General features: G+C 45.3%; 27 protein-coding genes. 26 read left to right on the forward strand and 1 reads right to left on the reverse strand.

Translation table 11 applies throughout. The features are described from left to right. Positions 1-141 precede the first annotated feature (141 nt). From CU633_RS11375 to CU633_RS11420, 10 genes are all read left to right on the forward strand, one after another. Positions 142-1,047: a hypothetical protein gene (locus tag CU633_RS11375; protein WP_101660535.1), complete on the forward strand. Its 906-nt coding sequence runs from the start codon at positions 142-144 to the stop codon at positions 1,045-1,047. Between the two features lie 70 nt (positions 1,048-1,117). Further along, positions 1,118-2,386, forward strand: coding sequence for a tetratricopeptide repeat protein (locus tag CU633_RS11380; RefSeq protein ID WP_101660537.1), 1,269 nt, complete (start codon positions 1,118-1,120; stop codon positions 2,384-2,386). A gap of 45 nt (positions 2,387-2,431) precedes the next feature. Continuing rightward, positions 2,432-2,974 (forward strand): ReoY family proteolytic degradation factor, encoded by a 543-nt coding sequence (locus CU633_RS11385; RefSeq protein WP_101660539.1) that lies wholly within the window; start codon positions 2,432-2,434, stop codon positions 2,972-2,974. A gap of 308 nt (positions 2,975-3,282) precedes the next feature. Continuing rightward, complete coding sequence (locus tag CU633_RS11390; protein ID WP_101660811.1) at positions 3,283-3,747, forward strand: YpiF family protein; 465 nt, start codon at positions 3,283-3,285, stop codon at positions 3,745-3,747. 149 nt (positions 3,748-3,896) lie between these two features. Then, positions 3,897-4,400 carry a ubiquinol-cytochrome c reductase iron-sulfur subunit gene (locus CU633_RS11395; protein WP_142383411.1) on the forward strand — a complete coding sequence of 168 codons (504 nt, stop codon included), beginning with the start codon at positions 3,897-3,899 and terminating at the stop codon, positions 4,398-4,400. A gap of 3 nt (positions 4,401-4,403) precedes the next feature. Then, complete coding sequence (qcrB, locus tag CU633_RS11400) at positions 4,404-5,078, forward strand: menaquinol-cytochrome c reductase cytochrome b subunit (RefSeq protein WP_101660540.1); 675 nt, start codon at positions 4,404-4,406, stop codon at positions 5,076-5,078. Positions 5,079-5,136: 58 nt separating this feature from the next. Then, complete coding sequence (locus tag CU633_RS11405) at positions 5,137-5,907, forward strand: menaquinol-cytochrome c reductase cytochrome b/c subunit (protein ID WP_101660542.1); 771 nt, start codon at positions 5,137-5,139, stop codon at positions 5,905-5,907. A gap of 134 nt (positions 5,908-6,041) precedes the next feature. After that, positions 6,042-6,638 carry a DUF1405 domain-containing protein gene (locus CU633_RS11410; protein ID WP_101660544.1) on the forward strand — a complete coding sequence of 199 codons (597 nt, stop codon included), beginning with the start codon at positions 6,042-6,044 and terminating at the stop codon, positions 6,636-6,638. Positions 6,639-6,714: 76 nt separating this feature from the next. Next, positions 6,715-7,512, forward strand: a complete 798-nt coding sequence (gene ypjB, locus CU633_RS11415) for a sporulation protein YpjB (RefSeq protein ID WP_101660546.1) — start codon at positions 6,715-6,717, stop codon at positions 7,510-7,512. A 63-nt stretch (positions 7,513-7,575) separates the two neighbouring features. Beyond that, positions 7,576-8,250, forward strand: a complete 675-nt coding sequence (locus CU633_RS11420; RefSeq protein WP_101660548.1) for a zinc metallopeptidase — start codon at positions 7,576-7,578, stop codon at positions 8,248-8,250. A gap of 84 nt (positions 8,251-8,334) precedes the next feature. On the opposite strand, the gene CU633_RS11425 is transcribed toward CU633_RS11420, so the two are convergent. Further along, positions 8,335-9,207, reverse strand: a complete 873-nt coding sequence (locus tag CU633_RS11425; RefSeq protein WP_101660550.1) for a YitT family protein — start codon at positions 9,205-9,207, stop codon at positions 8,335-8,337. A 190-nt stretch (positions 9,208-9,397) separates the two neighbouring features. Between CU633_RS11425 and CU633_RS11430 the strand changes: the two genes are divergently transcribed. The 16 genes from CU633_RS11430 (at position 9,398) to CU633_RS11505 (ending at position 24,887) form a co-directional block, all read left to right on the forward strand. Further along, positions 9,398-9,745: a nucleotide pyrophosphohydrolase gene (locus CU633_RS11430; protein ID WP_101660552.1), complete on the forward strand. Its 348-nt coding sequence runs from the start codon at positions 9,398-9,400 to the stop codon at positions 9,743-9,745. A 2-nt stretch (positions 9,746-9,747) separates the two neighbouring features. Next, entirely contained in the window at positions 9,748-10,548 is an 801-nt protein-coding gene (gene dapB / locus CU633_RS11435) for a 4-hydroxy-tetrahydrodipicolinate reductase (protein ID WP_101660554.1), read from the forward strand. Positions 10,549-10,563: 15 nt separating this feature from the next. Continuing rightward, entirely contained in the window at positions 10,564-10,968 is a 405-nt protein-coding gene (gene mgsA / locus CU633_RS11440; RefSeq protein ID WP_101660556.1) for a methylglyoxal synthase, read from the forward strand. Positions 10,969-10,974: 6 nt separating this feature from the next. Then, positions 10,975-11,691 (forward strand): bacillithiol biosynthesis deacetylase BshB1, encoded by a 717-nt coding sequence (gene bshB1 / locus CU633_RS11445; protein WP_101660557.1) that lies wholly within the window; start codon positions 10,975-10,977, stop codon positions 11,689-11,691. After that, positions 11,688-12,815 carry an N-acetyl-alpha-D-glucosaminyl L-malate synthase BshA gene (gene bshA / locus CU633_RS11450; RefSeq protein WP_101660559.1) on the forward strand — a complete coding sequence of 376 codons (1,128 nt, stop codon included), beginning with the start codon at positions 11,688-11,690 and terminating at the stop codon, positions 12,813-12,815. The genes bshB1 and bshA overlap by 4 nt, the downstream gene beginning before the upstream one ends. An 11-nt stretch (positions 12,816-12,826) precedes the next feature. Continuing rightward, positions 12,827-14,026: a CCA tRNA nucleotidyltransferase gene (locus CU633_RS11455; protein ID WP_101660561.1), complete on the forward strand. Its 1,200-nt coding sequence runs from the start codon at positions 12,827-12,829 to the stop codon at positions 14,024-14,026. Next, positions 14,011-14,994 (forward strand): biotin--[acetyl-CoA-carboxylase] ligase, encoded by a 984-nt coding sequence (locus CU633_RS11460; RefSeq protein ID WP_101660563.1) that lies wholly within the window; start codon positions 14,011-14,013, stop codon positions 14,992-14,994. Before CU633_RS11455 ends, CU633_RS11460 begins: the two co-directional genes overlap by 16 nt. A gap of 265 nt (positions 14,995-15,259) precedes the next feature. Next, on the forward strand, positions 15,260-16,096 hold the full coding sequence (panB, locus tag CU633_RS11465; RefSeq protein ID WP_101660565.1) for a 3-methyl-2-oxobutanoate hydroxymethyltransferase: 837 nt from the start codon (positions 15,260-15,262) through the stop codon (positions 16,094-16,096). After that, on the forward strand, positions 16,093-16,941 hold the full coding sequence (panC, locus tag CU633_RS11470; RefSeq protein WP_101660567.1) for a pantoate--beta-alanine ligase: 849 nt from the start codon (positions 16,093-16,095) through the stop codon (positions 16,939-16,941). Before panB ends, panC begins: the two co-directional genes overlap by 4 nt. A 177-nt stretch (positions 16,942-17,118) precedes the next feature. Then, positions 17,119-17,502: an aspartate 1-decarboxylase gene (gene panD, locus CU633_RS11475; protein ID WP_101660569.1), complete on the forward strand. Its 384-nt coding sequence runs from the start codon at positions 17,119-17,121 to the stop codon at positions 17,500-17,502. A gap of 192 nt (positions 17,503-17,694) precedes the next feature. Next, positions 17,695-20,499 (forward strand): ATP-dependent DNA helicase DinG, encoded by a 2,805-nt coding sequence (dinG, locus tag CU633_RS11480; protein WP_101660582.1) that lies wholly within the window; start codon positions 17,695-17,697, stop codon positions 20,497-20,499. Between the two features lie 223 nt (positions 20,500-20,722). After that, positions 20,723-20,893, forward strand: coding sequence for a YpmA family protein (locus tag CU633_RS11485; protein WP_101660584.1), 171 nt, complete (start codon positions 20,723-20,725; stop codon positions 20,891-20,893). Between the two features lie 14 nt (positions 20,894-20,907). Then, positions 20,908-21,381, forward strand: coding sequence for a cell wall elongation regulator TseB-like domain-containing protein (locus CU633_RS11490; protein WP_101660595.1), 474 nt, complete (start codon positions 20,908-20,910; stop codon positions 21,379-21,381). Positions 21,382-21,399: 18 nt separating this feature from the next. Next, a complete protein-coding gene (locus CU633_RS11495) occupies positions 21,400-22,590 on the forward strand; it encodes a pyridoxal phosphate-dependent aminotransferase (protein ID WP_101660597.1) in 1,191 nt (396 codons plus the stop codon). A gap of 155 nt (positions 22,591-22,745) precedes the next feature. Continuing rightward, positions 22,746-24,047, forward strand: coding sequence for an asparagine--tRNA ligase (gene asnS / locus CU633_RS11500; protein WP_180954939.1), 1,302 nt, complete (start codon positions 22,746-22,748; stop codon positions 24,045-24,047). Between the two features lie 135 nt (positions 24,048-24,182). Next, positions 24,183-24,887, forward strand: a complete 705-nt coding sequence (locus CU633_RS11505) for a DnaD domain-containing protein (protein ID WP_101660600.1) — start codon at positions 24,183-24,185, stop codon at positions 24,885-24,887. Positions 24,888-24,904 lie beyond the last annotated feature (17 nt).

The raw sequence follows: 24,904 nt of genomic DNA on the forward strand, positions 1-24,904 counted from the left end.
ACTTCACTGTCAGGCCCTCCAGCGCTTGTCGGGGCTGACCAAGGCGCTTGCGCTTTTCTTAACGATGCGAAAAATTTTCATTCAAGCATAATTTCAGAAAATCGACATAGCTTGTCTTAAGACCTGAAAGAGGGTGGTTTTATGGCGAACTATTTGATTGAAAATGCCAATATCTTAAAGGAAAAGCATTTAGACAAAGCATCATTGCTGATAAAAAACAACCGGATTGTATCAGTGAGAAAATCATACCGCAAATTAACGGTTATGAAGATGGATGCCAACAAGTTTATCATGACGCCTTCACACATCATTTATGACAACCGTCTGCCGTTATCACAGCCTTTTCAGGACATGAAGAATTACTTTATCAATAATTATTTGCTTAAAGGCTGCACAGCGTTTATGACAGCTGCAGCAGTCAGATATGAGAACGAACTTGCTGCTTGCCTGAAAAACTTGCGGATGAGCCTGCTTAACAGCCCTGTTGATATGATTCTGGCTGTTAAAATTCAGCCGTCGCTGCTTACTCCGGCCTTTATCCGAAAATGCAAAAAAGAAAGGGTACCAGCCATTTTTGTTGAAATCAACAGTGAAAAAGATATATCATTGCTGCCATGGGGTTGGATCAGGGAGGCGATGTTTCCTTATAATAGCCCGCTCATTCCTGTTTTCAGCGATGAGGCTCCGAGAATAAGGAACCGCCTTAAAGAGATATGGAAACAAATCATGCTCGGGGAGAAAATCCCTGCGATTGACGGAGAGATGATCGGTAATGAGCCGATTAGCCAGTCTGTCCTGGCGAAGATTGGCATTTATCCGCTTAAATCGTATTTAAATGCCGGGGGAGAGTTAAGCTATAATTTATACTGGAAGAGCAGGGAAATCAAGAATATTGAAGAAACGGCGCTCTACCATTATCATAATCATAGATTGGCGGTGACTGTCCATAGAGGGACAGTGATCCGGGCGGGCGGGGAGGTTTTGTTTCGCCCCGGATTTGGAGAACATGTAACCATCAAAACTCCTTCATTCTTTGCACTCCCTTAATGATTTATAGCCTATGCTGCCCAGTCTGGAGCATGCAGTTTATATTCCCGGTTCAGAAAGGATTTTGTGTATGGATATCATTGAAAAAATTGTCGCACTTTTGGAAAAAGGCCAGCAAGAGGAAGCGCTCACTGAATATAAAAAGATTTTAAACAGCGGAACTGCCGAGGAAAAATTCTCGCTCGCAGAAGAACTTTTTCAATTTGGTTTTTTAAGCGAAGCAAGGGCATTATATGAAAATCTTCTTCAGGCATATCCCGATGAAGGGGAGCTGCTTGTCCTCCTCGCTGAAACTTGCATTGAGCTGGGCGATGAAGACGAGGCAATGCTGGCATTGGAAAAAGTCAGCCCTGCTGATCCCGGCTATCCGCAAGCGTTGTTGCTGCTGGCTGATTTATACCAGATGAATGGTTTGTATGAAGTGAGCGAGCAGAAACTAAAGAACGCCAAACAACTGCTTCCCAATGAAGTGGTGATTGATTTTGCGATGGGAGAATTGTACGCAGAACAAGGCAAAGTAACGGAAGCGATCCGCGCTTACGAGGCCGTTCTTTTGCAGGAGACGGAAATTGCCGGAGTAATAATCCACCAGCGAATCGCCGATATACTCAGTGCTTCAGGCTCTTTTGAAGAGGCGTTGCCGCACTATGAACAGGCATTGGCTGAAAAACTTGAAATAAACACTTTATTCGGCTATGCGTTTACGGCTCTGCAAGCGGGCTTTAACAGAACGGCAATCGAAAAATTCAATGAAGTCAAAAGTCTCGACCCGGAATACCATTCTTTATACCTTCATTTAGCGAAAGCGTACGAACGTGAAGAGGAATTGGTACAATCCTTTGAAAGCGTCAAAGAAGGAATCAGGCAGGATGAGTTTAATAAAGATTTATTTTTTTACGGCGGTAAAATCGCTTTAAAGCTCGCCGAGGAGGATGAGGCGGAACGGCTGTTCAGGGAAGCGCTCGCTCTCGATCCGGCCTTTACCGAAGCGGCCCTGACTTTGAATAAGCTGTTTATCAAACAGGAACGCTATGAGGATGTGATCGAATTGATCAAAGAACTGGATATTCAGGAGGAAGAGGAGCCCCAATTCATCTGGGATGAGGCTCTCGCTTTACAGCACCTTGAAAAATATTCACATGCATTAAACAAATATGAGCATGCATATACTTTTTTTAAGAATGATCACGAATTTTTAAATGATTATGGATATTTTCTTGTAGAAGAAGGAAAAAACGCCACAGCTGCCGAAATTTTTATTAAGCTGCTAAAAGGTGATCCAAGCAACGAAGAATATCAGCAAATGATTGAACGGCTCACTGATGAGTTGCCTAAATAGGGATCTTGAAAAAATTGGTTTTAGATTGCAGAGGAGGGATTCACAATGACGGCCCCTGTTTCTGTCAACGAGAAGAAGGACTTCATTCGCTGGTTTTTAAATCATTATCAGTTGAAACGGAGAGAATGCGTCTGGATTCTGAATTACTTGATGAGCCATGATCAGTTAATGGAGAGGGTCCATTTCGTCGAACAGGCTCAGTTTTGCCCGCGCGGCCTGGTGATGTCAACCCACTGTGTGGATGAAGTCCCGTTTCGGTTTTATAAAGAAAATATTATGACGACCGATGCGGAAAAATCTTTTCATGATATCCGCTTAAACAGAGATGAAGAGATTTACATCCAGCTGAATTTCCATGCATCGAACCAGGCGCACCAGTATGCGGCAGTGTTGGAGGAAAACCCTTACATGCCGAAAAAATTGCAAATCAGCGAAAAAGACAGGCTGATTGCAGAACGCTTCCTTTCTGAAAGCCTTCACCGTTTCCAGGAGGAAAAGCTGTTAAAGCTCATTGATGATGCGCTTGACCGAAGAGATAAAGAGACCTTCAAGGCGTTGGCCGAGCAGCTCAATGCCATTAAAAAATAACATTAGCAGAAGCCTTGCTGTTAAAAGCAGGCTTTTTATTTGTATAGGAAATTATAAAATCAAACGCTGTGAATAACTTTGAGATTATTGCAGACTTCGTCCAGCTCCAGCGCCTAGCCCCTCGAGTCGCTTCGGTCCTGCCAATGAAGTCAAAGAACGACTTCACCGTCAGGCCCTCCAGCGCTTGTCGGGGCTGATCAAGGCGCTTGCGCTTTTGTTCTTTGCAATAACGACTTCAAGATAATTGGAGGTTATCCTGGGCGAATGGTATGATAAAAGGAGTACGCTTGGTGATTGGAGTGTTTAGTTTGAAATGGAGTCCACAGGATATTGATATGTATTTAAACGCGAAAGAGTATGTAGATACGGCTGTATTGCCGCTTTTGCCTGTATCTTTCGATGAAGATATGAAGCAGGCCGCCTCGATGACAGAATTTATCACATTGCTGGCGGGTCAAATTGAAAGGCAGTTTAAAGGGCGCCTGCTCCTCCTCCCGGGGTTCGCCTATCTGAAAGGCTCTGAAGACAGCCGTTTGCTCGCAAATATAAAAGAATGGGAACGTGAACTGAAAGCGAAAGGCTTTCCGCATATCATTTATGTTACATCAGACAGCGCCTGGAAAAGCCGTGAAAGCGAAATGGAAGGCTCGTTAATTTGGCTCCCCACCCTTCCTCTTGAGCATATGGATGAATCTAATAGAATATCGATTATTGAAGATCAGGTCAAACAATTATTGCAATTATTTATCCAAAAATGGCGGGAAAATAGTTAACTGCGATATAAGTCACACAGTTGCCACGTTTTCGCAATAGTATTATATTGACCTAACTTTAAGATTGATATATCATGGTTATGTCCTAGTTTTATAATGTGTCTAAATATGTCCGCTGGACTTAACTTTTTCATAGAGGGGGGAAAAGCATGAGTAAGCACCAAGTTTCAAGACGTCAATTCCTGAGCTATACACTTACTGGTGTAGGCGGTTTCATGGCGGCAGGCATGTTAATGCCGATGGTACGCTTTGCAATCGATCCGGTACTAAAAGCGGGTGCAGGCGGAGATTTTATTCCAACAAAACAAAAAGTAGATGATTTAACAACTGAACCGGTTCGCGTCGATTTCCAATACACACAGAAGGATGCCTGGTATGAGTCTGAAGTGACGAATACTGCCTGGGTTTATCTGGATGAAGAGGGAGAGATCGTTGCCCTTTCACCTGTCTGTAAGCATTTAGGCTGTGTTGTTGACTGGAACACGGATGAAGCGAATCCAAACAAATTTTTCTGTCCATGCCATTACGGATTGTATACAAAGGATGGAATGAACGTAGCGGGTACTCCGCCGCTCGGACCGCTTGATCTGTACGATTACAAGGTTAAGGACGGCTATTTGCATATCGGCCAAATTAAACCACGGGGGGCGTAATAATTGCTTAATAAAATTTACGATTGGGTCGATGAGCGTTTGGATATTACACCGCTGTGGCGCGATATTGCCGACCACGAAGTACCGGAGCACGTCAACCCGGCGCACCATTTTTCCGCGTTCGTGTACTGTTTTGGCGGCCTGACGTTTTTCATCACCGTTATCCAAATCCTTTCAGGCATGTTTTTAACAATGTATTATGTTCCTGATATTGAAAACGCTTGGAAGTCCGTTTACTATCTCCAGAATGAAGTGGCATTCGGCCAGATTGTCCGCGGGATGCACCATTGGGGAGCAAGTCTTGTTATTGTCATGATGTTTTTACATACGCTGCGCGTTTTCTTCCAGGGAGCCTATAAAAAACCGCGTGAACTGAACTGGGTTGTCGGAGTTCTCATTTTCTTCGTCATGCTCGGTTTAGGTTTTACAGGGTACTTGCTGCCTTGGGATATGAAAGCTTTATTTGCGACAAAGGTAGGTTTGCAGATTGCCGAATCGACTCCGTTGATCGGAACCTACGTAAAAGTTCTGCTTTCAGGAGATGCATCGATTGTCGGTGCGCAAACATTAACACGCTTCTTTGCAATCCATGTCTTCTTTTTGCCTGGTGCATTGCTCGGCTTAATGGGTGCCCACTTCCTGATGATCCGCAGACAGGGTATTTCGGGTCCGTTGTAAACCGAACGAATATTTTTTAAATTGATGAACCTATGACTAAAAGGAGGGGGATTGCTCGATGCATCGTGGAAAAGGGATGAAATTCGTAGGTGACTCAAGGGTTCCTGCTGACAATCGCAAACCGAATATTCCGAAAGATTACTCGGAATACCCGGGGAAAACAGAAGCGTTTTGGCCCAATTTTTTGTTAAGGGAATGGCTCGTCGGTGCCGTTTTCCTGATCGGCTATTTATGCTTGACTGCCGCTCACGCGTCTCCGCTTGAGAGAATGGCAGACCCTACCGATACATCATATATTCCGCTGCCGGACTGGTATTTCTTGTTTTTATACCAATTGCTAAAATACCAATTTGCTTCGGGACCATATAATATCATTGGTGCATTTATCATTCCTGGCCTGGCTTTTGGTGCTTTAATGCTTGCGCCATTTATTGACCGCGGACCTGAGCGCCGCCCGTCAAAACGCCCGATCGCAACCGGATTTATGCTTCTCGCTGTAGCGGCTGTTATCTTCCTGACATGGCAGTCTGCCAGTACTACAGACTGGAAAGCGAGAGCGAAAATGGGTGAGATCGTAGCGGAAGCTGATATCGACAAGGAAGATCCAGGTTACGGAGTTTATGAAACACAAGGCTGTATCAATTGCCATGGCGCTGAACTTACCGGTGGCGCAGGGGCACCGCCTTTAATTGATACTGGCTTAACCCCTGAAGAAGTTGCCGATATTGCCAAAAATGGTCAAGGCGATATGCCTGCGGGAATGTTTAAAGGAACAGACGAAGAGCTGCAGCAGCTTTCCGAGTTTATTTCCAAGCTTGAAAGTGAATAATATGTGAAAAAGCTGGCGTAAACATGCGCCAGCTTTTTTAAATAAAAGATCTTCAAAATGTTTGGTGCAGTTGGTTTTTATCTTATAAACTATATTTGGCATTATGAAAGATTAGTTGAAAAGAGGAAAAGCGAATGAAAATGATTTATCCTGTCCTTGCCAGCCGGGCATTTCTGTCGATGCTTTTGATCATAAATATCGCCGGAACGATTTACGGATATGTTTGGTATCGATGGCAATTAGCAGACACACCGCCGATTTTTCTGCCTTTTGTTCCCGACAGTCCGACAGCGAGCTTATTCTTTGTCTTTGTGCTCATCGCTTTTTTATTAAAAAAGAATTGGGGCTTGCTTGAAGCGCTCGCGATTGTTACATTATTTAAGTACGGCATCTGGGCAGTCGTGATGAATTTGCTTGTGTATGTTGTGAATGGGGAAATTGATTTTGTCAGCCTCATGCTGATTTTTTCCCACCTTGGCATGGCAGTTCAGGGATTGCTGTATGCCCCTTTTTACCGGATTAAACTCTGGCATTTTGCCGTTACGGCGGTCTGGGTCCTTCACAATGAAATCATCGACTATGTCTTCCTGATGATGCCCCGCTATCAAACATTAAATTTATACATACAGGAAATTGGTTATTTTACTTTCTGGCTCAGTATTCTTTCACTGGGGATAACCTACATTCTTTGTTTAAGGAAAGAACGCTTTACCTTGAAAATAAAAACATAAAAGCGCTCCTCAGGTTTCTGGTCTAACCTTGTCCATCCCTTCATACATTTTATTAGTAATTGGAGGGGGGACAATCATGAGGGCAAAATTTGTCATATTATTCCTGGCTGTTTTATTGCTTGCGCCGATCTCTACAGTATATTCGGAACAACCGCCGCCTTTAGATAAGCTGGATTCGCTGGCTGATCAAGCATTGCAGATGATTAAATTGCAAAGATATGATGATGCAGGAAAATTGCTGGAATATTTTTCAGAGGAATTTCTCGCCTTTAACGCTTCAGAGCGGCTGTTCTCAATGGATGAACTGAGAATTATCACTGTCGCTCACAATGAAGCGGTTAAGGCTGCAGGAAACGGGGAATTGAACCATGAGGAAAGGTTAAACAGGGTAACAAAGTTTCGCCTTGTCGTTGACGCCGTCACATCCACCCATCAACCCCTGTGGACAGAGATGGAAGGTCCGATTATGACGGTATTTCATGATATGAAGGATGCTGCCGATAAAGGCGACAACGAGAAGTTCCACCTGACACTCAACTCTTTCTTATCCCTGTACGAAGTTATTTACCCGAGCATCAAGCTCGATGTTGCCCCGGAGCGGGTTCAAAAATTGAATACCCTCGTTCAATACATTGACCATTACCGGCCGCAAGTGCTGGCGGCTTCGTCCAGCCAGGAAGAGCTGAACGCCCTGGAAACGGATTTAGAGAGCCTTTTTGATGAAATGACCGAGGATGATGCAGACCCATCGTTATGGTGGGTGATCATTTCTACAGGAAGCATCATAATTATCACATTATCTTACGCAGGATGGAGAAAATATGTGGGCGCGCAAAAACCTGAGAGAAACCGTTCAAGAGATCATAAAAATTGACACTCTTTTCAGGCATTTATACAATAAAGATAGGTACATCACGAGCTGAAATGGAGGGATAAGATGTTTTTAATCTATTTTGCGATTATTATTTTGATACCACTCTGGGCCCAGTTCAGGGTAAAGGGAACGTACAAAAAATATTCTAAAGTACCATCGTCCTCGCAAATGCGAGGCGCCGAAGTAGCAAGAAGGATTCTGGATGCAAACGGATTGTATAATGTCGGGGTTGAAGAGACACGTGGCTACTTAAGCGACCATTACGATCCACGCTCCAAGACCGTAAGACTGTCTTCGGCAAACTATCACGGGCATTCTGTTGCCGCAGCTGCGATCGCTGCCCATGAAGTTGGACATGCGATTCAGGATGCGCAGGATTATGCCTTTCTCCGTTTTCGCCATGCATTAGTACCGGTGGCAAGCCTTGGTTCCAATTTTTCATGGATCCTGATTATGATCGGTATTCTGGCCGGATTAAGCAATTTGCTTCTTTTGGGAATTATTTTTATGGCCGCAGCGGTCGTATTCCAGCTGGTTACACTGCCAGTTGAATTCAACGCTTCAGGCCGGGCGATGGATGAAGTAATTTCGCACGGGATCATCCGCAATGATGAAGAACGTGAGACAAAGAGAGTCCTCAATGCTGCTGCGTTAACTTATGTTGCCGCTGCCGCTGTAGCTGTTTTGGAATTACTTCGGTTGGTGTTAATCTACACAGGAATGGCCAGAAACGAATAAGAAACCAGCCATGTATCGTGGCTGGTTTTTTTATGGATTCAACATGATGATTTTATACCAACTGCTTATTTTGCAAGAAACTCTTTAACGGTCAAGAGGGTTCTTATTTTCATCGAGCGTAAAGCCTTCGCCGAGAACATCGTGGACGACACTGACAGATACAAATGCATGCGGATCAACAGAGGTAATCACATTTTTCAGCCTGACGATTTCGTTTTTGGCAACGACACAGTAAAGTACATCCCTGTCTTTTTTCGAAAAAGGGCCATGGCCCCGTAAAATCGTAACACCCCGATCCATTTCCTTCATAATCCGCGCGGAAATTTGCTCATTATAATCAGAGATGATCATTGCCCCCCTGGCGGTATAGGCGCCTTCCTGCATAAAATCAATGACGCGCGCGCCGACAAAGACAGCGACAAGCGTGTACATCGCTTCCTGGTACGTTAAATAGAATATGAGTGAGAGCGTGATCACCGCTGCATCAAATATGAACATCGTTCTTCCCATGCTCCAGCCCACATACTTTTGCACGAGTCTCGCGATGATGTCGACGCCGCCGGTTGTTCCCCCGTACCGGAAGATGATCCCGAGGCCGACGCCGATAAAGACACCGGCAAACAAAGCGGCTAACGTCAGGTCATCATTAAGCGGCATTTCAATTTGATAACGCTGAAAAATCCACAAAAACACAGAAACCGCGATCGTCCCGATCACCGTATACAAAAACACGTTGCGGCCGAGCAGTTTCCAGCCGATGATAAAAAGCGGGATGTTGAGAATCAAGTTTGTGTAGGAAGGATCCCAGCTGAAGAGAAAGAACAGCAGCAAAGTAATTCCGGTAAAGCCGCCCTCGGCAAGGTTATTTTGCATATTAAAATGGACGATCCCAAACGCAAAAATAGCCGCTCCGACCAAAATAAACAAGATATTTTTCAATTTAAGGCCGAAAAACATCGCCATTCCCCCTGTTTCAGAAATACCGCTTCTAATTATATAGAAGTACCAACATAAGAGCAATCATTGCCCGGTTCCCAAAGAAAAACAATCAAAAATATTTGTAAATAACCGTGGATTTAGCTAACATGAAAACATGAAGGCAGTGATTACATATCTATATTTGATTTTGGACAAATCGGGGTGAATTATGACTGCGAATAAATCGTTAAAGGAAATTCAAGGTGAAGTTGACGCATACATAAGCCAGTTTAAAGAAGGCTACTTCAGCCCGCTTGCTTTACTGGCGCGAATGACCGAAGAGCTCGGGGAATTGGCCCGGGAAGTGAACCACTATTACGGGGAAAAGCCGAAAAAAGCAACAGAAAAGGAACAAACAATCGAGGAAGAACTCGGGGATATGCTGTTTGTTCTCATTTGCTTTGCCAATTCATTAAATATTGATTTGGAGACAGCGCACGACACCGTGATGAATAAATTCAATACAAGAGACAAAGACCGCTGGACAAGGCTTGAACAAACAGATGAGGAGAATTGACAATGGACCACGTAAGAATTGTGATTGCAGGCCCGCGCGGCAGAATGGGCAGGGAAGCTGTACATATGGTTATGAATACGGAACGATACACGCTTGCCGCTGTGTTGGACCATAAGCATGACGGGATCATGCTCAGTGAGCTTGAAGGCTTTCAAGGCTGCGAAGTTCCGGTTTATACTGAAATAGAGAAGTGTCTTCAGGAAGTGACGGCAGATGTTCTGATTGATCTTACCACACCCGGGGTGGGGATGAACCATACGAAAGCGGCTTTGCAATACGGTGTCCGCCCGGTTGTTGGAACGACGGGTTTCTCAAAGGAAGACCTCGCAGAATTAGCCGGTCTTTGTGAAGAAAAGGAGCTGGGCTGCATCATCGCTCCCAATTTTGCTGTCGGTGCCATTTTAATGATGAAATTTTCACAAATGGCAGCGAAATTTTTTCACGATGTTGAAATTTTGGAGCTTCACCATGATCAAAAGCTTGATGCACCGTCGGGGACCGCTGTGAAAACAGCCGAACTGATTGCGGAAGTACGGGGGGCGAAAAAGCAGGGCCACCCTAACGAGAAAGAAACGATCCGCGGAGCGAGAGGGGCAGACTATGAGGGGATGCATATTCACTCCGTCCGCCTGCCAGGCTTAATTGCCCACCAGCAGGTGATGTTCGGGGCAGACGGTCAGACGTTAACGATCAGGCATGATTCCTATAACAGGGCTTCGTTTATGTCCGGTGTCAAATTGGCTGTTGATACGGTTGTCAATATTGACTCGTTTGTATACGGTCTCGAAAACATTATTGAATAGACGGGGAGTGTTAAGGTGAATATTGCATTGATAGCCCACGATAAGAAAAAAGACGACCTTGTCGCATTTGTGACAGCGTATAAAGCGATTTTTTCCAAGCACACACTTTTTGCAACCGGTACGACAGGCCTGCGGATTATCGAAGCAACAGGCCTTGATATTACGAGATGCCAGTCGGGGCCTCTCGGCGGCGATCAGGAGATTGGCGCGATGATTGCGAATAATAAAATGGATATCGTCTTCTTTTTCCGCGATCCGCTGACAGCACAGCCCCACGAACCGGATGTGACGGCATTGGTCCGCCTTTGCGATGTATACTCGGTTCCACTTGCGACGAACATGGGAACAGCCGAGGTTTTGATTAAAGGGTTGGAACGCGGCGACATCCAGTGGCGTGAAATTGTAAAAGAAACGCGGTGAATCGAATTGGCATCATTTCATATCGATATATTGGCATTTGGTGCCCACGCCGATGATGTGGAGATCGGCATGGGCGGAATCATAGCAAAATATGCTGCGGAAGGAAGAAAAATTGCGATTTGTGACCTGACGGAAGCGGAGCTGTCCTCAAATGGAACGGTCGAGATGCGCAAACAGGAAGCAAGCAAGGCCGCGGGCATATTGGGCGTGTCAGCGAGGGAAACATTAGCCTTCCCTGACCGGGGCCTGTTTTTTTCGAATGAATACATAGAGAAAATCGTCGAAGTGATTCGCACGTTTAAACCGCGCATTGTGTTTGCACCATATTTTAAAGACCGCCACCCCGACCACGGCCATTGTGCGCGTTTGGTCGATGAAGCCGTGTTTTCGGCGGGGATCAAAAAATTTAAAACTTCGGGAGACTTGCCGCCCCATAAAACGGGTGAAGTGTACTATTACATGATCAACGGCTTTCATCAACCCGATTTTACAGTTGATATATCCCTTTACATGAAACAAAAAATACAAGCACTGAAAGCATATGAAAGCCAATTTTTTCTTCAGCCCGGCGGGGTTGAGACTCCGCTCGTAACCGGCTATATCGAAACAGTAGAAGCGCGTGACCGGTTGTTTGGCAAAGAAGTTGGCGTGCAATACGCAGAAGGCTTTAAAGTGAGAAGGCCGCTTCTCATCAATCATGATTTATTAGGGGATTTCCAATGACAAAATTAAAAATCGGCATCACCTGCTACCCGACAGTCGGTGGCTCCGGCGTCATCGCGACCGAACTCGGCAAGCTGCTTGCAGAAAGAGGGCATGAGATCCATTTTATTTCTTCAAGCATGCCTTTCAGGCTGAAGAAAATGTATCACAATATTTATTACCACCAAGTTGAGGTTAACCAGTATTCCGTTTTTCAATACCCACCATACGATATCGCATTAGCCAGTAAAATGGCCGAAGTCGTCAACCGGGAAAACCTCGATATTCTGCACGTGCATTATGCGATTCCGCATGCGGTTTGTGCGATCCTCGCGAAGCAAATGACGAATAAGCAGGTGAAAATTGTGACAACCCTGCACGGAACCGATATCACAGTTCTCGGTTATGACCCGTCACTGGCCGATGCGATTAAATTTGGGATCGAAAAGTCAGATGCGGTCACGGCTGTTTCCAATGCCCTAATCGAACAGACCGGTGAGGTGATTGATCCGGATAAACCGATTCAGGCTGTTTATAACTTCATCGACAGCCGTGTTTACAAGAAAACAGATTCAAGTTATCTCCGCCACGAGTATGGGATCAGTGCAGACGAAAAGGTGATTATCCATGTCTCCAATTTCCGGCCGGTGAAGCGGGTCGATGATGTCGTCGAAACGTTTATGACCATTACCGAACATATTCCCGCCAAGCTCCTTCTTGTCGGCGATGGCCCGGAGATGACGCGCATTTGCAAAATGGTTCAAGATTATGGTCTGCGCGACAATGTACTTTTCCTGGGAAAGCAGGATAATTTGGAAGAGCTGTATTCGATTAGCGATCTCATGCTGTTATTATCAGAAAAAGAAAGCTTTGGCCTCGTCGCATTGGAAGCAATGGCATGCGGCGTTCCCTGTATCGGTACAAATATCGGCGGGATTCCGGAAGTGATCAGCGACGGGGAAACCGGATTTATATGCGAATTGGGGAATATCAAGGAAATTACCGCAAAGGCTCTTGAACTTTTGCTAAATCCCGGATTGCATGAAAAATTTTCAGCAAAATCAGTTGAGCGGGTAAAACGGGAATTTGGTGCGGATTTGATCGTTGCCCAATATGAAAATTTGTATTTAGAGCTGATAAACTGAGGGGATCCTATATGTTAAAACCGTTTTCGGAAGCAAAACAGCTGCTTGAAAAAATCGAAAATGCAGGGTATGAAGCCTATTTCGTGGGTGGATCTGTCCGTGATTGCCTGCTCGGGCGCCCGGTTGAGGATGTCGATATTGCCACATCCGCGACCCCGGAAGAAATCAAATCGATCTTCCCCCATACAGCCGATGTCGGGATCGAACACGGGACCGTGCTTGTTTTCTTCAATGGGGGTTCTTATGAGGTTACCACCTTTCGGGCCGAGGCCGAATATCATGATTTTCGCCGGCCTTCTCAAGTCTATTACATACGTTCTTTAAAAGATGATCTTCAGCGCCGTGACTTTACGATGAACGCAATCGCAATGGACCGGCACGGAAAATTGATCGATCCATTTGATGGCAGGGCGGCTATTAGCCGAAAAAGAATTGAAACGGTCGGGAACGCCGCTGAAAGATTTTCCGAGGATGCCTTGCGGATGATGAGGGCGGTCAGGTTCGTCAGCCAGCTTTCTTTTACGTTGGCGCCGGCGACAAAAGAAGCTTTGCATACATACGGCCATTTGCTCGAAAAAATTGCCACCGAACGAAAGACGGCTGAATTTGAAAAGCTGATTGCCGGCCGCAACCGCAAGGCAGCGATCAGCCTCTTAATTGATTCAGGGCTGTATCGATTCCTGCCCGGGCTTGCCGGTTTTAAAAAGGCGCTCGAGCAAATGAACGAATATGACTATAGGAGCCTGTCCGGAAATGAAATATGGTGCTTGCTCCTGTACTGCTGCGGCATATCAGCAGCAGAAATTGAAGCGTTTTTAAGAAAATGGAAGCTGCCTGTCAAAAAAATCAAGGGAATTGAAAAAATTTTTCACTTTCTCCAGTTCCGGCTTGAACACGAATGGACAAGCCTGGCAGCGTATCAAGCCGGTATTGCTGTGATCATCCCGGTTGAAAGAATTTGGCTCATTTTAAATGGAGTGGAAGATGATTCGGGGCTTGCACAACTGCGTATACAATATGAAAGGCTCCCGATTAAAAGACGGACTGACATAAAAGCAACCGGCAATGATTTAATCGAATGGACAGGGAAACCGGGCGGTCCATGGGTAAAGGAAATGTTCGAAAAAATCGAAGCAGCAATCGTTGCCGGGGATCTTCATAACGATAAGGAAAATGTTAGAGAGTGGGTGGCCAGATGCAGTCTGAACTGAGAAAACAATTGCTTGATGCCTTTACAGATGCCGGCGGCGACTACCTGTCTGGCCAGTATTTGGCTGACCTGATCGGATGTTCACGAACGGCCGTCTGGAAGCATATTGAAGAGCTCAGAAAGGATGGCTTCGAGCTCGAAGCGGTCCGCAGAAAAGGCTACCGCATTATGAAAACGCCGGAAAAAGTTTCAGCTGATGAAGTAAGGCTCGGCTTAAAGACCGATTTTGTCGGACAAAATATTCATTACGAGGAAACGGTAGAATCGACGCAAAAAATAGCCCACAGTCTTGCATTTAACGGGGCTGACGAAGGAACTGTCATCCTGGCCGAAGAGCAGCTTTCCGGCAGGGGCAGACTTGACCGGAAATGGTATTCACCGAAATACACGGGTGTTTGGATGAGCGTGATTCTCCGTCCGAACATATTGCCTGCGAAAGCTCCCCAGCTTACGCTGTTAACAGCGGTTGCCGTCGTTCAGGCAATTGAAGAAATGACCGGCTTATCCCCGCAAATTAAGTGGCCGAACGATATTTTAATCAATGGCAGGAAGGTCACCGGTATTTTAACAGAGCTTCAAGCTGACGCAGACAGGATTATCTCGATCATTATCGGGATTGGCATTAATGTAAACCAGCAGGAACAAGACTATCCCGAGGATATCCGGGCAATCGCAACGTCGCTATCGATTGAGAAAGGAGACAAGCTGTCAAGGGCTGCTGTCATCAGGACGGTGTTGACCAGGCTGGAAAAGCTCTATCTTCTCTATCTGGATAAAGGTTTTTACCCGATTAAGCTTCTCTGGGAAGGCTATGCCATCAGCATTGGCAAAGACATAACGGCGCGGACGCTTTCAGGCAATATTTCCGGCCGCGCTTTAGGGATTACCAATGAAGGTGTTTTGATGATTGAAGACAGCGCCGGCAAAGTCCATCATGTCTATTCAGCGGATATTGAGCTGGCTGATTAAGACGCGCATTCGAAAAAGCGGATATTTTTTTCGCCAGATTGGCATCAATTTGCTATAATCGATTTGGGCAGTATCATATTGAACTGCACCTGTTATCCGCAAGCTAGTTGAAATTTATATCTGCCTAGATCCGATCAGCGGACCGGGACAGAGGGATGAAACGATGATGAAAGCGCCCAAAGAATCCTTCTGACTATAGCAAGGATTCTTTTTTGCTTCCAAATAGAGTGTTTTGTCTCCTCTTTCCAAACAAGGAGGAATGAAGATGAAGCAGACGACAGATTTTCTGAAAATGAAACGGGAAGGCGAGAAAATAGCGATGCTGACGGCCTATGATTTTCCTTCTGCGAAACAAGCGGAGAAGGCCGGGGTCGACCTGATTCTTGTCGGTGACTCACTCGGGATGGTTGTACTCGGCTACGAATCAACGGTCCCGGTAACGATGGATGATATGGTCCATCATGCCAAGGCTGTAAAAAAAGGAGCTAAAGACACCTTTATTACGGTTGACCTGCCATTTATGAGCTACCACTTGTCGACTAAAGATACGCTCATAAATGGAGCGAGAATTGTTCAGGAAACAGGTGCAAATGCGGTTAAGCTCGAAGGTGCCGGCGATGTGATCGAAAAAATATCTGCACTTACTGCCGCGGGCATCCCGGTGATGGCCCATCTCGGCCTTACTCCGCAGACGGTTGGGGTGCTCGGCGGTTATAAAGTGCAGGGAAAAAACGCAGCGGCGGCACGGCAGCTGATCGAGGACGCCTTGCGGTGCCAGGAAGCCGGTGCTTTTGCACTCGTTCTTGAATGCGTTCCAAAACAGCTTGGCGAAGAGGTTTCTGCGGCCCTTGTGATTCCGACGATCGGAATTGGCGCCGGTGCGGGCTGCGACGGCCAGGTTTTAGTCTATCATGACCTATTAAGCTATGGTGTCGACCGCGTTGCCAAGTTTGTAAAAAAATATGCGAATGTTGATGACGAGATGAAAATCGGCATTGAAGCGTATGTGTCAGATGTGAAAGCAGGCGTATTTCCTGAAGATCAGCACAGCTTTTCAATGAAAGAGGAAGAACTTCAAGGCCTGTATGGGGGAAAAAAATGAACGTCATTACAACCATTTCAGATATGCAAAAACAGATGCTGAACGAAAAGGCACAGTCCAAGTCGGTCGGCTTTGTTCCAACGATGGGGTTTTTGCATGAAGGGCATGCTTCCTTGCTTAAAAAAGCCAGGGCCGAGAACGACCTTGTCGTTTTAAGCATTTTTGTAAACCCGCTCCAATTCGGCCCAAACGAAGACCTTGACGCCTATCCCCGCGATTTCGGCAGGGACAGGCAGCTCGCTGAACAATTGGGAATAGATTATATTTTTGCGCCAAGTGCAGATGAGATGTACCCGGGCAAACCTTCTGTTATTGTCAAAGCGATGGCACGTACGGAGGTGCTGTGCGGCAAATCACGGCCAGGCCATTTTGATGGGGTAGCAACGGTGTTGACCAAATTATTTAATATTGTCAGGCCGGACAGGGTTTATTTTGGGATGAAGGACGCCCAGCAGGTTGCGGTGGCCCAGGGACTGCTCGCCGATTTTCACTTTCCAATCGAGCTTGTTGCGGGCCAAACGGTTCGGGAAGCGGACGGGCTGGCGAAAAGCTCGCGGAACGTCTATCTGCTTCCAGATGAAAGAATCGAGGCGCCCTTTATCTATAAGGCGCTGAAACTGGCTGAACAGATGACGGCTGCCGGGGAAAAAAGTGCTGCAAAGATTCTGGCGGCTGTGGAAAACGTCATACGTGAGAACACAAGCGGTAAGATCGATTACGTCGAAATCCTCACCTATCCGGAACTGGAGCAAGTCGGGGAGTTAAAAGGGAAAATCATTGTTGCGGCCGCTGTTAAATTCGAGAAAGCCCGGTTGATTGATAATATTATTTTAACGATAGAGTAAATTTCACAATGTATTAAGCTAAACCGAAAAACGAATTAAATTGTCTTAATAAACCAGGAGGATCAGTGTGAAACAAATAATACTCTGTTAATTTTAAATAATTGTTCGTTTTTCAATTAAAGAAAAGCTTTATAAAATTTATGCAATAAAATAAACTAACTATTAGGAGGAGAAGACATGTTTCGCACCATGATGAATGGAAAAATCCATCGTGCAACTGTCACGGAGGCCAATTTGAACTATGTTGGCAGCATTACGATTGATGAAGATATCATCGATGCGGTCGGTATGCTCCCGAATGAAAAGGTGCAAATCGTCAACAACAACAACGGAGCACGCTTCGAAACGTATATTATTCCTGGCGAGAGGGGCTCAAAGGTTATTTGTGTGAACGGTGCAGCAGCCCGCCTTGTTCAGGAAGGTGACACAGTCATTATCATTTCGTACGCGTTACTTTCCGAGGAAAACGTCAAAACCCATCAGCCAAAAGTTGCGATTATGGGTGAGGGTAATTCGATCAAAGAATTGCTCCATGCTGAACCGGAAATGACGATTCTTTAAGTCCCGCAAGTGCGGGGCTTTTTGTATGATGGAAATTTATCTGGCGCTTTAGCTTCCGTTGTTGGAAAAACCGGAAACAGGATACTCTGCTGCCTTTTTATACATCTCCATCATTGAAACCCGGCACACGCCCTTGCACAGTTCTTTGCTTTTGTGATACCGTTTGATTGACGAATGTTTGAGGTGTAAGAAATGAGCAATAAATTTGTGGTCATTGACCTGGAAACAACCGGTAACACTCCAAAAAAAGGGGCCAAAATCATTCAATTTGCGGCTGTTGTCATCGAGGGAGATGCAATTGTCGAACAATATGCTACTTTTCTCAATCCGGAGCAGCCGATTCCACCTTTTATCGAAGAATTGACAGGCATCGATGATCATGTCGTAAAGGATGCGCCGTTGTTTGCGGAAATTGCTCCGAAGGTGCTGTCCTTACTTGATAATGCATATTTTGTGGCGCATAATGTTCACTTCGATTTATCTTTTCTTCAAGAGGAATTAATTGAGGCGGGCTATCATGGCTTTTACGGCCCGGTCGTTGATACGGTTGAGCTGTCAAGAATCCTTTTTCCTGCTGCTGACAGCTATAAATTGTCGGAGCTGTCTTCGCGCTTTTTCTTCAGCCATGACCGGCCGCACCAGGCGGACAGTGATGCGTATGTTACGGCAGAGCTTCTTTTGCTGCTTTTAAAACGGCTCGAATCGATTCCTGCCAGAACATTAAAGCAATTGGCAAGGCTCGCACCAGACTTGAAAAGCGATTTACATTTACTGATGGAGGAGCTAATCCGCCAAAAGGAAAAATCAATCGAGATTTTGCCTGATTCGATTGAAATATACAGGGGAATCGCTCTGAAACGGCCCGAAAAGAAAGCAAAAAATGCACCCGGGCTGACCGATATCCGTTTTCCTCATACTGATAAAGAGAAGGAGAACCTGATGAAAGGCGCTTTTCCCCATTATGAGAAAAGGACCGGGCAATTTAAAATGATGGACGTGGTCTACCAATCCTTTTCAGATGGGAACCATTCAATGATTGAAGCGGGGACAGGCGTTGGAAAGACGCTGGGCTATTTAATTCCAGCTGCGTTCTTTTCCATGCAAAAGGGGGAAACGGTTATTGTCAGCACCTATACAACCTTGCTGCAGGAACAGCTTTTAACAAAAGACATCCCGCTGCTGAACCAAATGCTGCCTTTCCCGATCAAAACGGTTTTACTGAAGGGAAGACACCATTTCATCAGTCTCGCTAAATTCGAACAATCTTTAAAAGAAGAAGATGATAACTATGATACGACATTGACAAAAATGCAAATCCTCATCTGGCTTCTCGAAACCGAGACTGGTGACGTCGATGAATTAAATCTCTCAAGCGGCGGAAGGCTTTATTGGAATAAAATTAAAAATGACAGCAGCGTGTTTTTGCATGACAAAGCATGGCGGCATTATGATTTTTACTTGAAAGCCCGTATAAATGCTCAGACCGCAGATATTGTGATTACCAACCATTCCTTGCTGCTTGCCGATCTAACTTCAAATCATTCAGTGCTTCCCGACTATGACTATGCGATTCTTGATGAGGCCCATCACTTCGAAAAAGCGGCCGGCAAATACTTTGGCTTTTCAATCGATTATTTGTCGATCAGGCTGCTATTTGGCCAGCTTGGATTGTACGAACAAAAACAGCTGTTTTTTAAACTTGAGAAATTACTCAACAAAATCGGCGAGTTTGATCAGTTGGAACATACGTTTGAAATTAATGCGTTGATCGGCGAGCTGCAACTGGAAATGGATGACTTTTTTAAAACCATCAGTTTGTTCGCCAATGAAAAACGGAATGATAACCAGCAAGCTTTTAAACGAATCCAATATCGGTTAACCGGGCAGGAACAGGGTAAAACCTGGAAGGCACTCGTCGCAATGGCGGAACGTTTTTCGTTTCAAATCAATGATCTTGTCAACATGCTGGAAAAGCGCCTTGGCCTCATATTGAAAGCGAGCCCCGAACTATCCAATGAGGAAAAAGCTTTTTTGGATGAGCTGACTTCTTTACTGGACGAATTTCGCGACGTAAGAGAGAACGTCAAAAGCCTGTTTTTGCAAAGGCTGCACCAATATGTGACATGGATCGAAGTCGATTTGCGGGCCGCCCAAAACGCCACCGCTGTTTATGGCCAGCCTGTTGACCTTTCCGGTTATTTGCAGAAGCAGTTTTTCTCGGTTAAAAAAAGTGCTGTGTTAACGTCAGCTACCCTGACCGTAAAGCAATCCTTTGATTATATGATGAAGGAGCTCGGCCTTTATGGCACAAATTGCCGCAAGGAAGTAATTTCTTCGCCGTTTCAGTATAAGGAACAGGTGAAAATGTTTGTTCCGAACGATTTACCGGAAATAAAATCAGTATCGCTGGATGATTATACCGCAGCGATTAGCGAGCATATTATTTCAATCGCCGAAGCGACGAAAGGGCGGATGCTGATTCTTTTTACCTCTTATGACATGTTAAAGAAAACATATGAGCTCATGAAGGAAAGCGGTTTTCTCGAAGATTTTGCCTTGATCGCCCAGGGAATTTCCGGCGGAAGCCGAACAAGATTAACGAGAAGCTTTCAGCGTTTCGACAAATCGATTCTCTTTGGGACAAGCAGCTTTTGGGAGGGAATCGATATCCCCGGAGAGGATTTATCGTGCCTTGTGATTGTCCGGTTGCCGTTCTCTCCGCCGGATGAACCGGTCACAGAAGCGAAATGTGAAAAAATTCAAGAGAAGAATGGGAATCCTTTCTATGATTATTCATTGCCCGAGGCTGTGCTTCGCTTTAAGCAGGGGTTTGGACGCCTGATCAGGACGGAGAATGATCGCGGCCTTATCGTCGTTTTTGACAGGAGAATTATCTCAACTAAATATGGGAAAGCATTTTTGCAATCGATTCCGGCGATTCCGATGCAAAAAAACAATATCGACGAAATTGTCGAGCAAATTTATGATTGGCTTTAAGCGACAGGATCTTTTGTTAAAAGTACACAAAAAGAGATGCACGACCTGAGCGAGCCTAAACGTTGTGGACTAGAATGAATTTTGCTTGAAAATGTTATCCGAAAACGGTTGACACCTGTTATAATGAGTGTTAATCATAAAGCGATGTTTAAAGATATTATTGGCTCAAGCTCCGAACCATATGAATAACAAATATCGCCTGAAAAGGAGGAGGAAACTTGGCATGGAAACCAAAATTGAAATATTGTCAACCGTTAAAATACAGCAGAGCCCTGACTTGTACAAGATCGTTGATGCCTTAAACCGCACCCTGAAAAGGGAAAATTTAATGTTCGGACTGGCCCTCGACCAGGAAGATCAGGAAAAAGCAGTTTTTACAATATATCGTACATAAAGAAGTGATCTGATATGAAAAAATGGATAATCATCATCACAATTTGTTTTCTGATTTTAATTGGTCTGGCGGCGAATGTGTATTTAAATGCTGTCAAGCCCGTCAAAGCAGCTGAGGAAAAGGCTGCGGCTATTGCCAATGCAAAAACCGACTTGCAAAGCATGGAAGATTTCAGCATATTCAACGGCGATGAAACCTACTATGTCGTCAAAGGTATCAACAGCAAAAATGAAAAAACGATTGTTTGGATCCCTGAAAAGGGCGGCAAAATTCTTGAACGGAAAGAAGCCAAAGGCATTTCGAGGGAAGAGGCAATCGAGAAAGTAAGAGAAGAAAAAGACCCGGAGAAGATTCTTTCAGTCCGGCTCGGGATCATCGAAAAACAGCCTGCCTGGGAAATATATTCGCAATCCGACGGCGGTTTAATAAATTATTATTATCTTGATTTTGACACAGGAGAATGGCTGACCATAATTGAAAATTTATAGGATAACGGAGGCAGAGGAATGGAAACGATGTTGGCAAAAAGAGTAAAAGCGCTAACTCCATCATCAACACTGGCGATTACCGCAAAAGCAAAGGAATTGAAGGCCCAGGGCAAAAATGTGATCGGGCTTGGTGCCGGAGAGCCGGACTACAACACCCCGCAAAATATTATTGATGCAGCTGTTGAGTCAATGAATCAAGGGCATACGAAATATACACCGTCTGCAGGATTGCCGGCCCTAAAAAAAGAGATCGCCGCAAAATTGCAACGCGATCAAGGGCTCAGCTATGACAGCAGCGAAATCATTGTGACAAGTGGAGCCAAACATGGATTGTACACGCTGTTTCAGGTAATTTTAGACGAGGGTGACGAAGTGGTGATCCCGATTCCGTATTGGGTCAGCTATCCGGAGCAAGTGAAATTGGCCGGCGGTGTTCCAGTCTATGTGGAAGGCGAAGAGCGCAATCATTTTAAAATCACGCCTGAACAGCTGGAAAATTCGATTTCGGACCGTACTAAAGCAGTGATTATCAATTCGCCAAGCAATCCGACAGGCATTCTTTATACAGAAGAGGAATTGCGAAAACTTGGTGCTGTTTGCCTGGAACACAATATTTTGATCATTTCAGATGAAATTTACGAAAAGCTCATCTACGGAGGGCATGAGCATGTCTCGATTGCACAATTATCAACGCAGCTAAAAGAGCAAACGATCATCATTAACGGTGTCTCGAAATCGCATTCCATGACAGGCTGGAGGATCGGCTATGCTGCGGGCAATAAGCAAATCATCAAGGCGATGACCAACCTGGCGAGCCATAGTACATCAAATCCGACGACAACTGCTCAATACGGCGCAATCGCAGCTTATGCCGGATCCCAGGAACCGGTTGAGGAAATGCGGCAGGCATTTGAAAAACGTCTCGAAATCATATTTGCCAAGCTTGTCGAGATCCCCGGCTTTACATGCGTGAAACCACAAGGCGCTTTCTATTTGTTCCCAAATGCGAAGAAAGCAGCGGAATTGACCGGCTTTAACAATGTTGATGAATTTGCGGAAGCGTTACTTGAGGAAGCAATGGTGGCGGTGATTCCAGGCTCCGGTTTCGGTGCCCCGGACAATATCCGGCTGTCCTATGCTGCTTCACTCGAACTTTTGGAAGAAGCGATCGACAGAATCCGCCGTTTTGTTGAAAGCAAGCTTAAATAAAGAAATACTTGCTTAAGCTGGCATACCAGAGCCTCAGTACGGGCTTGAATGGGACAGTTCTCCAGGCTTCGGGGAGCAATATTGCTTGTCATCAAGGCTAACGGTATAATAAACAGCATATATGGCAACCGTTTTTTGTTAGTTTTTGGAGGGAAATGACAGTGAATAAAACAACAATAGCAGAAGTAGACAAATATGTAGACCAAGAAGTGACAATTGGCGCATGGCTTGCCAATAAACGCTCAAGCGGTAAAATTGCCTTTTTGCAGCTTCGTGACGGTACAGGATTTATCCAGGGAGTGGTTGTAAAGAGTGAGGTTTCCGAAGAAGTGTTTCAAACTGCCAAATCGGCGACACAGGAATCGTCTCTGTACGTGACCGGAGTAGTCCGGAAAGATGAGCGCTCCCCGTTCGGGTACGAGTTGCTTGTAAACGGCATCGAACTGATCCAGCAAGCGGTTGACTATCCGATCACACCAAAAGAGCACGGCACCGAGTTTTTAATGGATAATCGCCATCTCTGGCTCCGCTCCAAGCGCCAGCACGCGATCATGAAAATCCGCAACGAAATTATCAGGGCGACATACGAGTTTTTTAATGAACAAGGGTTCGTCAAAGTCGACCCGCCAATCCTGACAGGCAGTGCACCCGAAGGGACAAGCGAATTGTTTGCGACAAAGTACTTTGATGAAGATGCCTACCTGTCACAGAGCGGACAGCTTTATATGGAAGCAGCCGCGATGGCGCTCGGCAAGGTGTTTTCGTTTGGACCGACGTTCCGGGCTGAAAAGTCGAAAACACGCCGGCATTTGATCGAGTTTTGGATGATTGAACCGGAAATGGCTTTTTATGAATTCGAAGACAATCTCAAGGTACAGGAAGATTATGTTTCCCATACCGTCCAGGCTGTTTTGGAAAATTGTAAGCTTGAATTGCAGACGCTTGGAAGGGACACAGGCAAACTCGAACAAATTAAAGCCCCATTCCCAAGAATCTCTTATGATGATGCGATAAAATTTTTGCATGAAAAAGGCTTCAATGATATCAAATGGGGTGACGACTTTGGGGCACCGCATGAGACAGCGATTGCTGAAGCATATGACAAGCCCGTATTTATCACTCACTACCCGACTGCGATCAAACCATTTTATATGCAGCCTGCCAAAGATCGGGAAGAGGTTGTCTTATGTGCGGACTTGATTGCTCCAGAGGGCTATGGTGAAATTATCGGCGGATCCGAGCGTATTCATGATTATGGGCTGTTGAAACAGCGCATCGAAGAACACGGACTTAGCCATGATGCTTACAAATGGTATTTGGAGCTCCGCCAGTACGGTTCCGTTCCCCATTCAGGCTTTGGCCTTGGATTGGAACGGACAGTGGCCTGGATCAGCGGTGTGGAACATGTTCGTGAAACAATTCCGTTTCCGCGCCTGCTAAACCGACTCTATCCTTAATGCTTTGCAGCATTGAAAAGTCCGCGTCTGCGGACTTTTCTTTACAGAAATTTCGACAAGTATTTATTGGCAGTTGGATATGTTCATCTTACCCCGGCACACGGTTCATGTTATACTGAAGGGGAGGTGTCCAAAATGAGAGCAAATATATTATCCTGGCTGGAAGAAGGATTGGTGTCGATTCCCGGCGTATTATTAACACATTATAAAAAGCTCAATATGAACGAACAAGAGCTTGCACTCCTATTGCATATCATTTCTTTCTCAATGAAGGGCAATGAGTTTCCTACACCGGCTGAGCTTTCCGCACGAATGACCATAACAGCTACGGAATGTGCAGGCATGCTTCGCAGGCTTATTCAAAAAGGCTTTCTGAGCATTATGGACGGACACTCCCCGGAAGGGATCATGTATGAAAAATATTCATTGCAGCCGTTATGGGAAAAGCTTGTCGATCAATTCCTCCTCGATACAAAAGGCAAACAAGCGGATCAGCAGCAAAAAGATGAAATGGACTTGTACACATGCTTTGAAAGAGAGTTTGGAAGGCCGCTGTCTCCGTTCGAGTGCGAATCACTGGCAATGTGGATGGACGATGATCTGCATGATCCAATCATTATAAAGGCCGCATTGAGAGAAGCCGTCATATCCGGGAAATTAAATTTTCGTTACATAGACCGAATATTATTTGAATGGAAGAAAAACGGGATCCGAACAATTGAACAGGCCAGAAGCCATAGCCGGAAATTCAGGCAGCACCAGAATCACCAGCGGGAAAATCAAGACGATCTGCCTGCAAACGTAAAAACGATTCCTTTTTATAATTGGCTTGAACAATAGGCGGGATAACGAGAGAC

This window comes from Bacillus sp. V3-13, assembly GCF_002860165.1.
Taxonomy (GTDB): Bacteria; Bacillota; Bacilli; order Bacillales; family Cytobacillaceae; genus Bacillus_BJ.

What these genes read in the sequence shown, in the direction of transcription:
- CU633_RS11375 (WP_101660535.1), top strand. Translation starts at nt 142, where the DNA reads ATGGCGAACTATTTGATTGAAAATGCCAATATCTTAAAGGAAAAGCAT.
- CU633_RS11380 (WP_101660537.1), top strand. Translation starts at nt 1,118, where the DNA reads ATGGATATCATTGAAAAAATTGTCGCACTTTTGGAAAAAGGCCAGCAA.
- CU633_RS11385 (WP_101660539.1), top strand. Translation starts at nt 2,432, where the DNA reads ATGACGGCCCCTGTTTCTGTCAACGAGAAGAAGGACTTCATTCGCTGG.
- CU633_RS11395 (WP_142383411.1), top strand. Translation starts at nt 3,897, where the DNA reads ATGAGTAAGCACCAAGTTTCAAGACGTCAATTCCTGAGCTATACACTT.
- CU633_RS11405 (WP_101660542.1), top strand. Translation starts at nt 5,137, where the DNA reads ATGCATCGTGGAAAAGGGATGAAATTCGTAGGTGACTCAAGGGTTCCT.
- CU633_RS11410 (WP_101660544.1), top strand. Translation starts at nt 6,042, where the DNA reads ATGAAAATGATTTATCCTGTCCTTGCCAGCCGGGCATTTCTGTCGATG.
- ypjB (WP_101660546.1), top strand. Translation starts at nt 6,715, where the DNA reads ATGAGGGCAAAATTTGTCATATTATTCCTGGCTGTTTTATTGCTTGCG.
- CU633_RS11420 (WP_101660548.1), top strand. Translation starts at nt 7,576, where the DNA reads ATGTTTTTAATCTATTTTGCGATTATTATTTTGATACCACTCTGGGCC.
- CU633_RS11425 (WP_101660550.1), bottom strand. Translation starts at nt 9,207, where the DNA reads ATGTTTTTCGGCCTTAAATTGAAAAATATCTTGTTTATTTTGGTCGGA.
- CU633_RS11430 (WP_101660552.1), top strand. Translation starts at nt 9,398, where the DNA reads ATGACTGCGAATAAATCGTTAAAGGAAATTCAAGGTGAAGTTGACGCA.
- dapB (WP_101660554.1), top strand. Translation starts at nt 9,748, where the DNA reads ATGGACCACGTAAGAATTGTGATTGCAGGCCCGCGCGGCAGAATGGGC.
- bshA (WP_101660559.1), top strand. Translation starts at nt 11,688, where the DNA reads ATGACAAAATTAAAAATCGGCATCACCTGCTACCCGACAGTCGGTGGC.
- CU633_RS11455 (WP_101660561.1), top strand. Translation starts at nt 12,827, where the DNA reads ATGTTAAAACCGTTTTCGGAAGCAAAACAGCTGCTTGAAAAAATCGAA.
- CU633_RS11460 (WP_101660563.1), top strand. Translation starts at nt 14,011, where the DNA reads ATGCAGTCTGAACTGAGAAAACAATTGCTTGATGCCTTTACAGATGCC.
- panB (WP_101660565.1), top strand. Translation starts at nt 15,260, where the DNA reads ATGAAGCAGACGACAGATTTTCTGAAAATGAAACGGGAAGGCGAGAAA.
- panC (WP_101660567.1), top strand. Translation starts at nt 16,093, where the DNA reads ATGAACGTCATTACAACCATTTCAGATATGCAAAAACAGATGCTGAAC.
- panD (WP_101660569.1), top strand. Translation starts at nt 17,119, where the DNA reads ATGTTTCGCACCATGATGAATGGAAAAATCCATCGTGCAACTGTCACG.
- dinG (WP_101660582.1), top strand. Translation starts at nt 17,695, where the DNA reads ATGAGCAATAAATTTGTGGTCATTGACCTGGAAACAACCGGTAACACT.
- CU633_RS11485 (WP_101660584.1), top strand. Translation starts at nt 20,723, where the DNA reads ATGGAAACCAAAATTGAAATATTGTCAACCGTTAAAATACAGCAGAGC.
- CU633_RS11490 (WP_101660595.1), top strand. Translation starts at nt 20,908, where the DNA reads ATGAAAAAATGGATAATCATCATCACAATTTGTTTTCTGATTTTAATT.
- CU633_RS11495 (WP_101660597.1), top strand. Translation starts at nt 21,400, where the DNA reads ATGGAAACGATGTTGGCAAAAAGAGTAAAAGCGCTAACTCCATCATCA.
- asnS (WP_180954939.1), top strand. Translation starts at nt 22,746, where the DNA reads ATGACAGTGAATAAAACAACAATAGCAGAAGTAGACAAATATGTAGAC.
- CU633_RS11505 (WP_101660600.1), top strand. Translation starts at nt 24,183, where the DNA reads ATGAGAGCAAATATATTATCCTGGCTGGAAGAAGGATTGGTGTCGATT.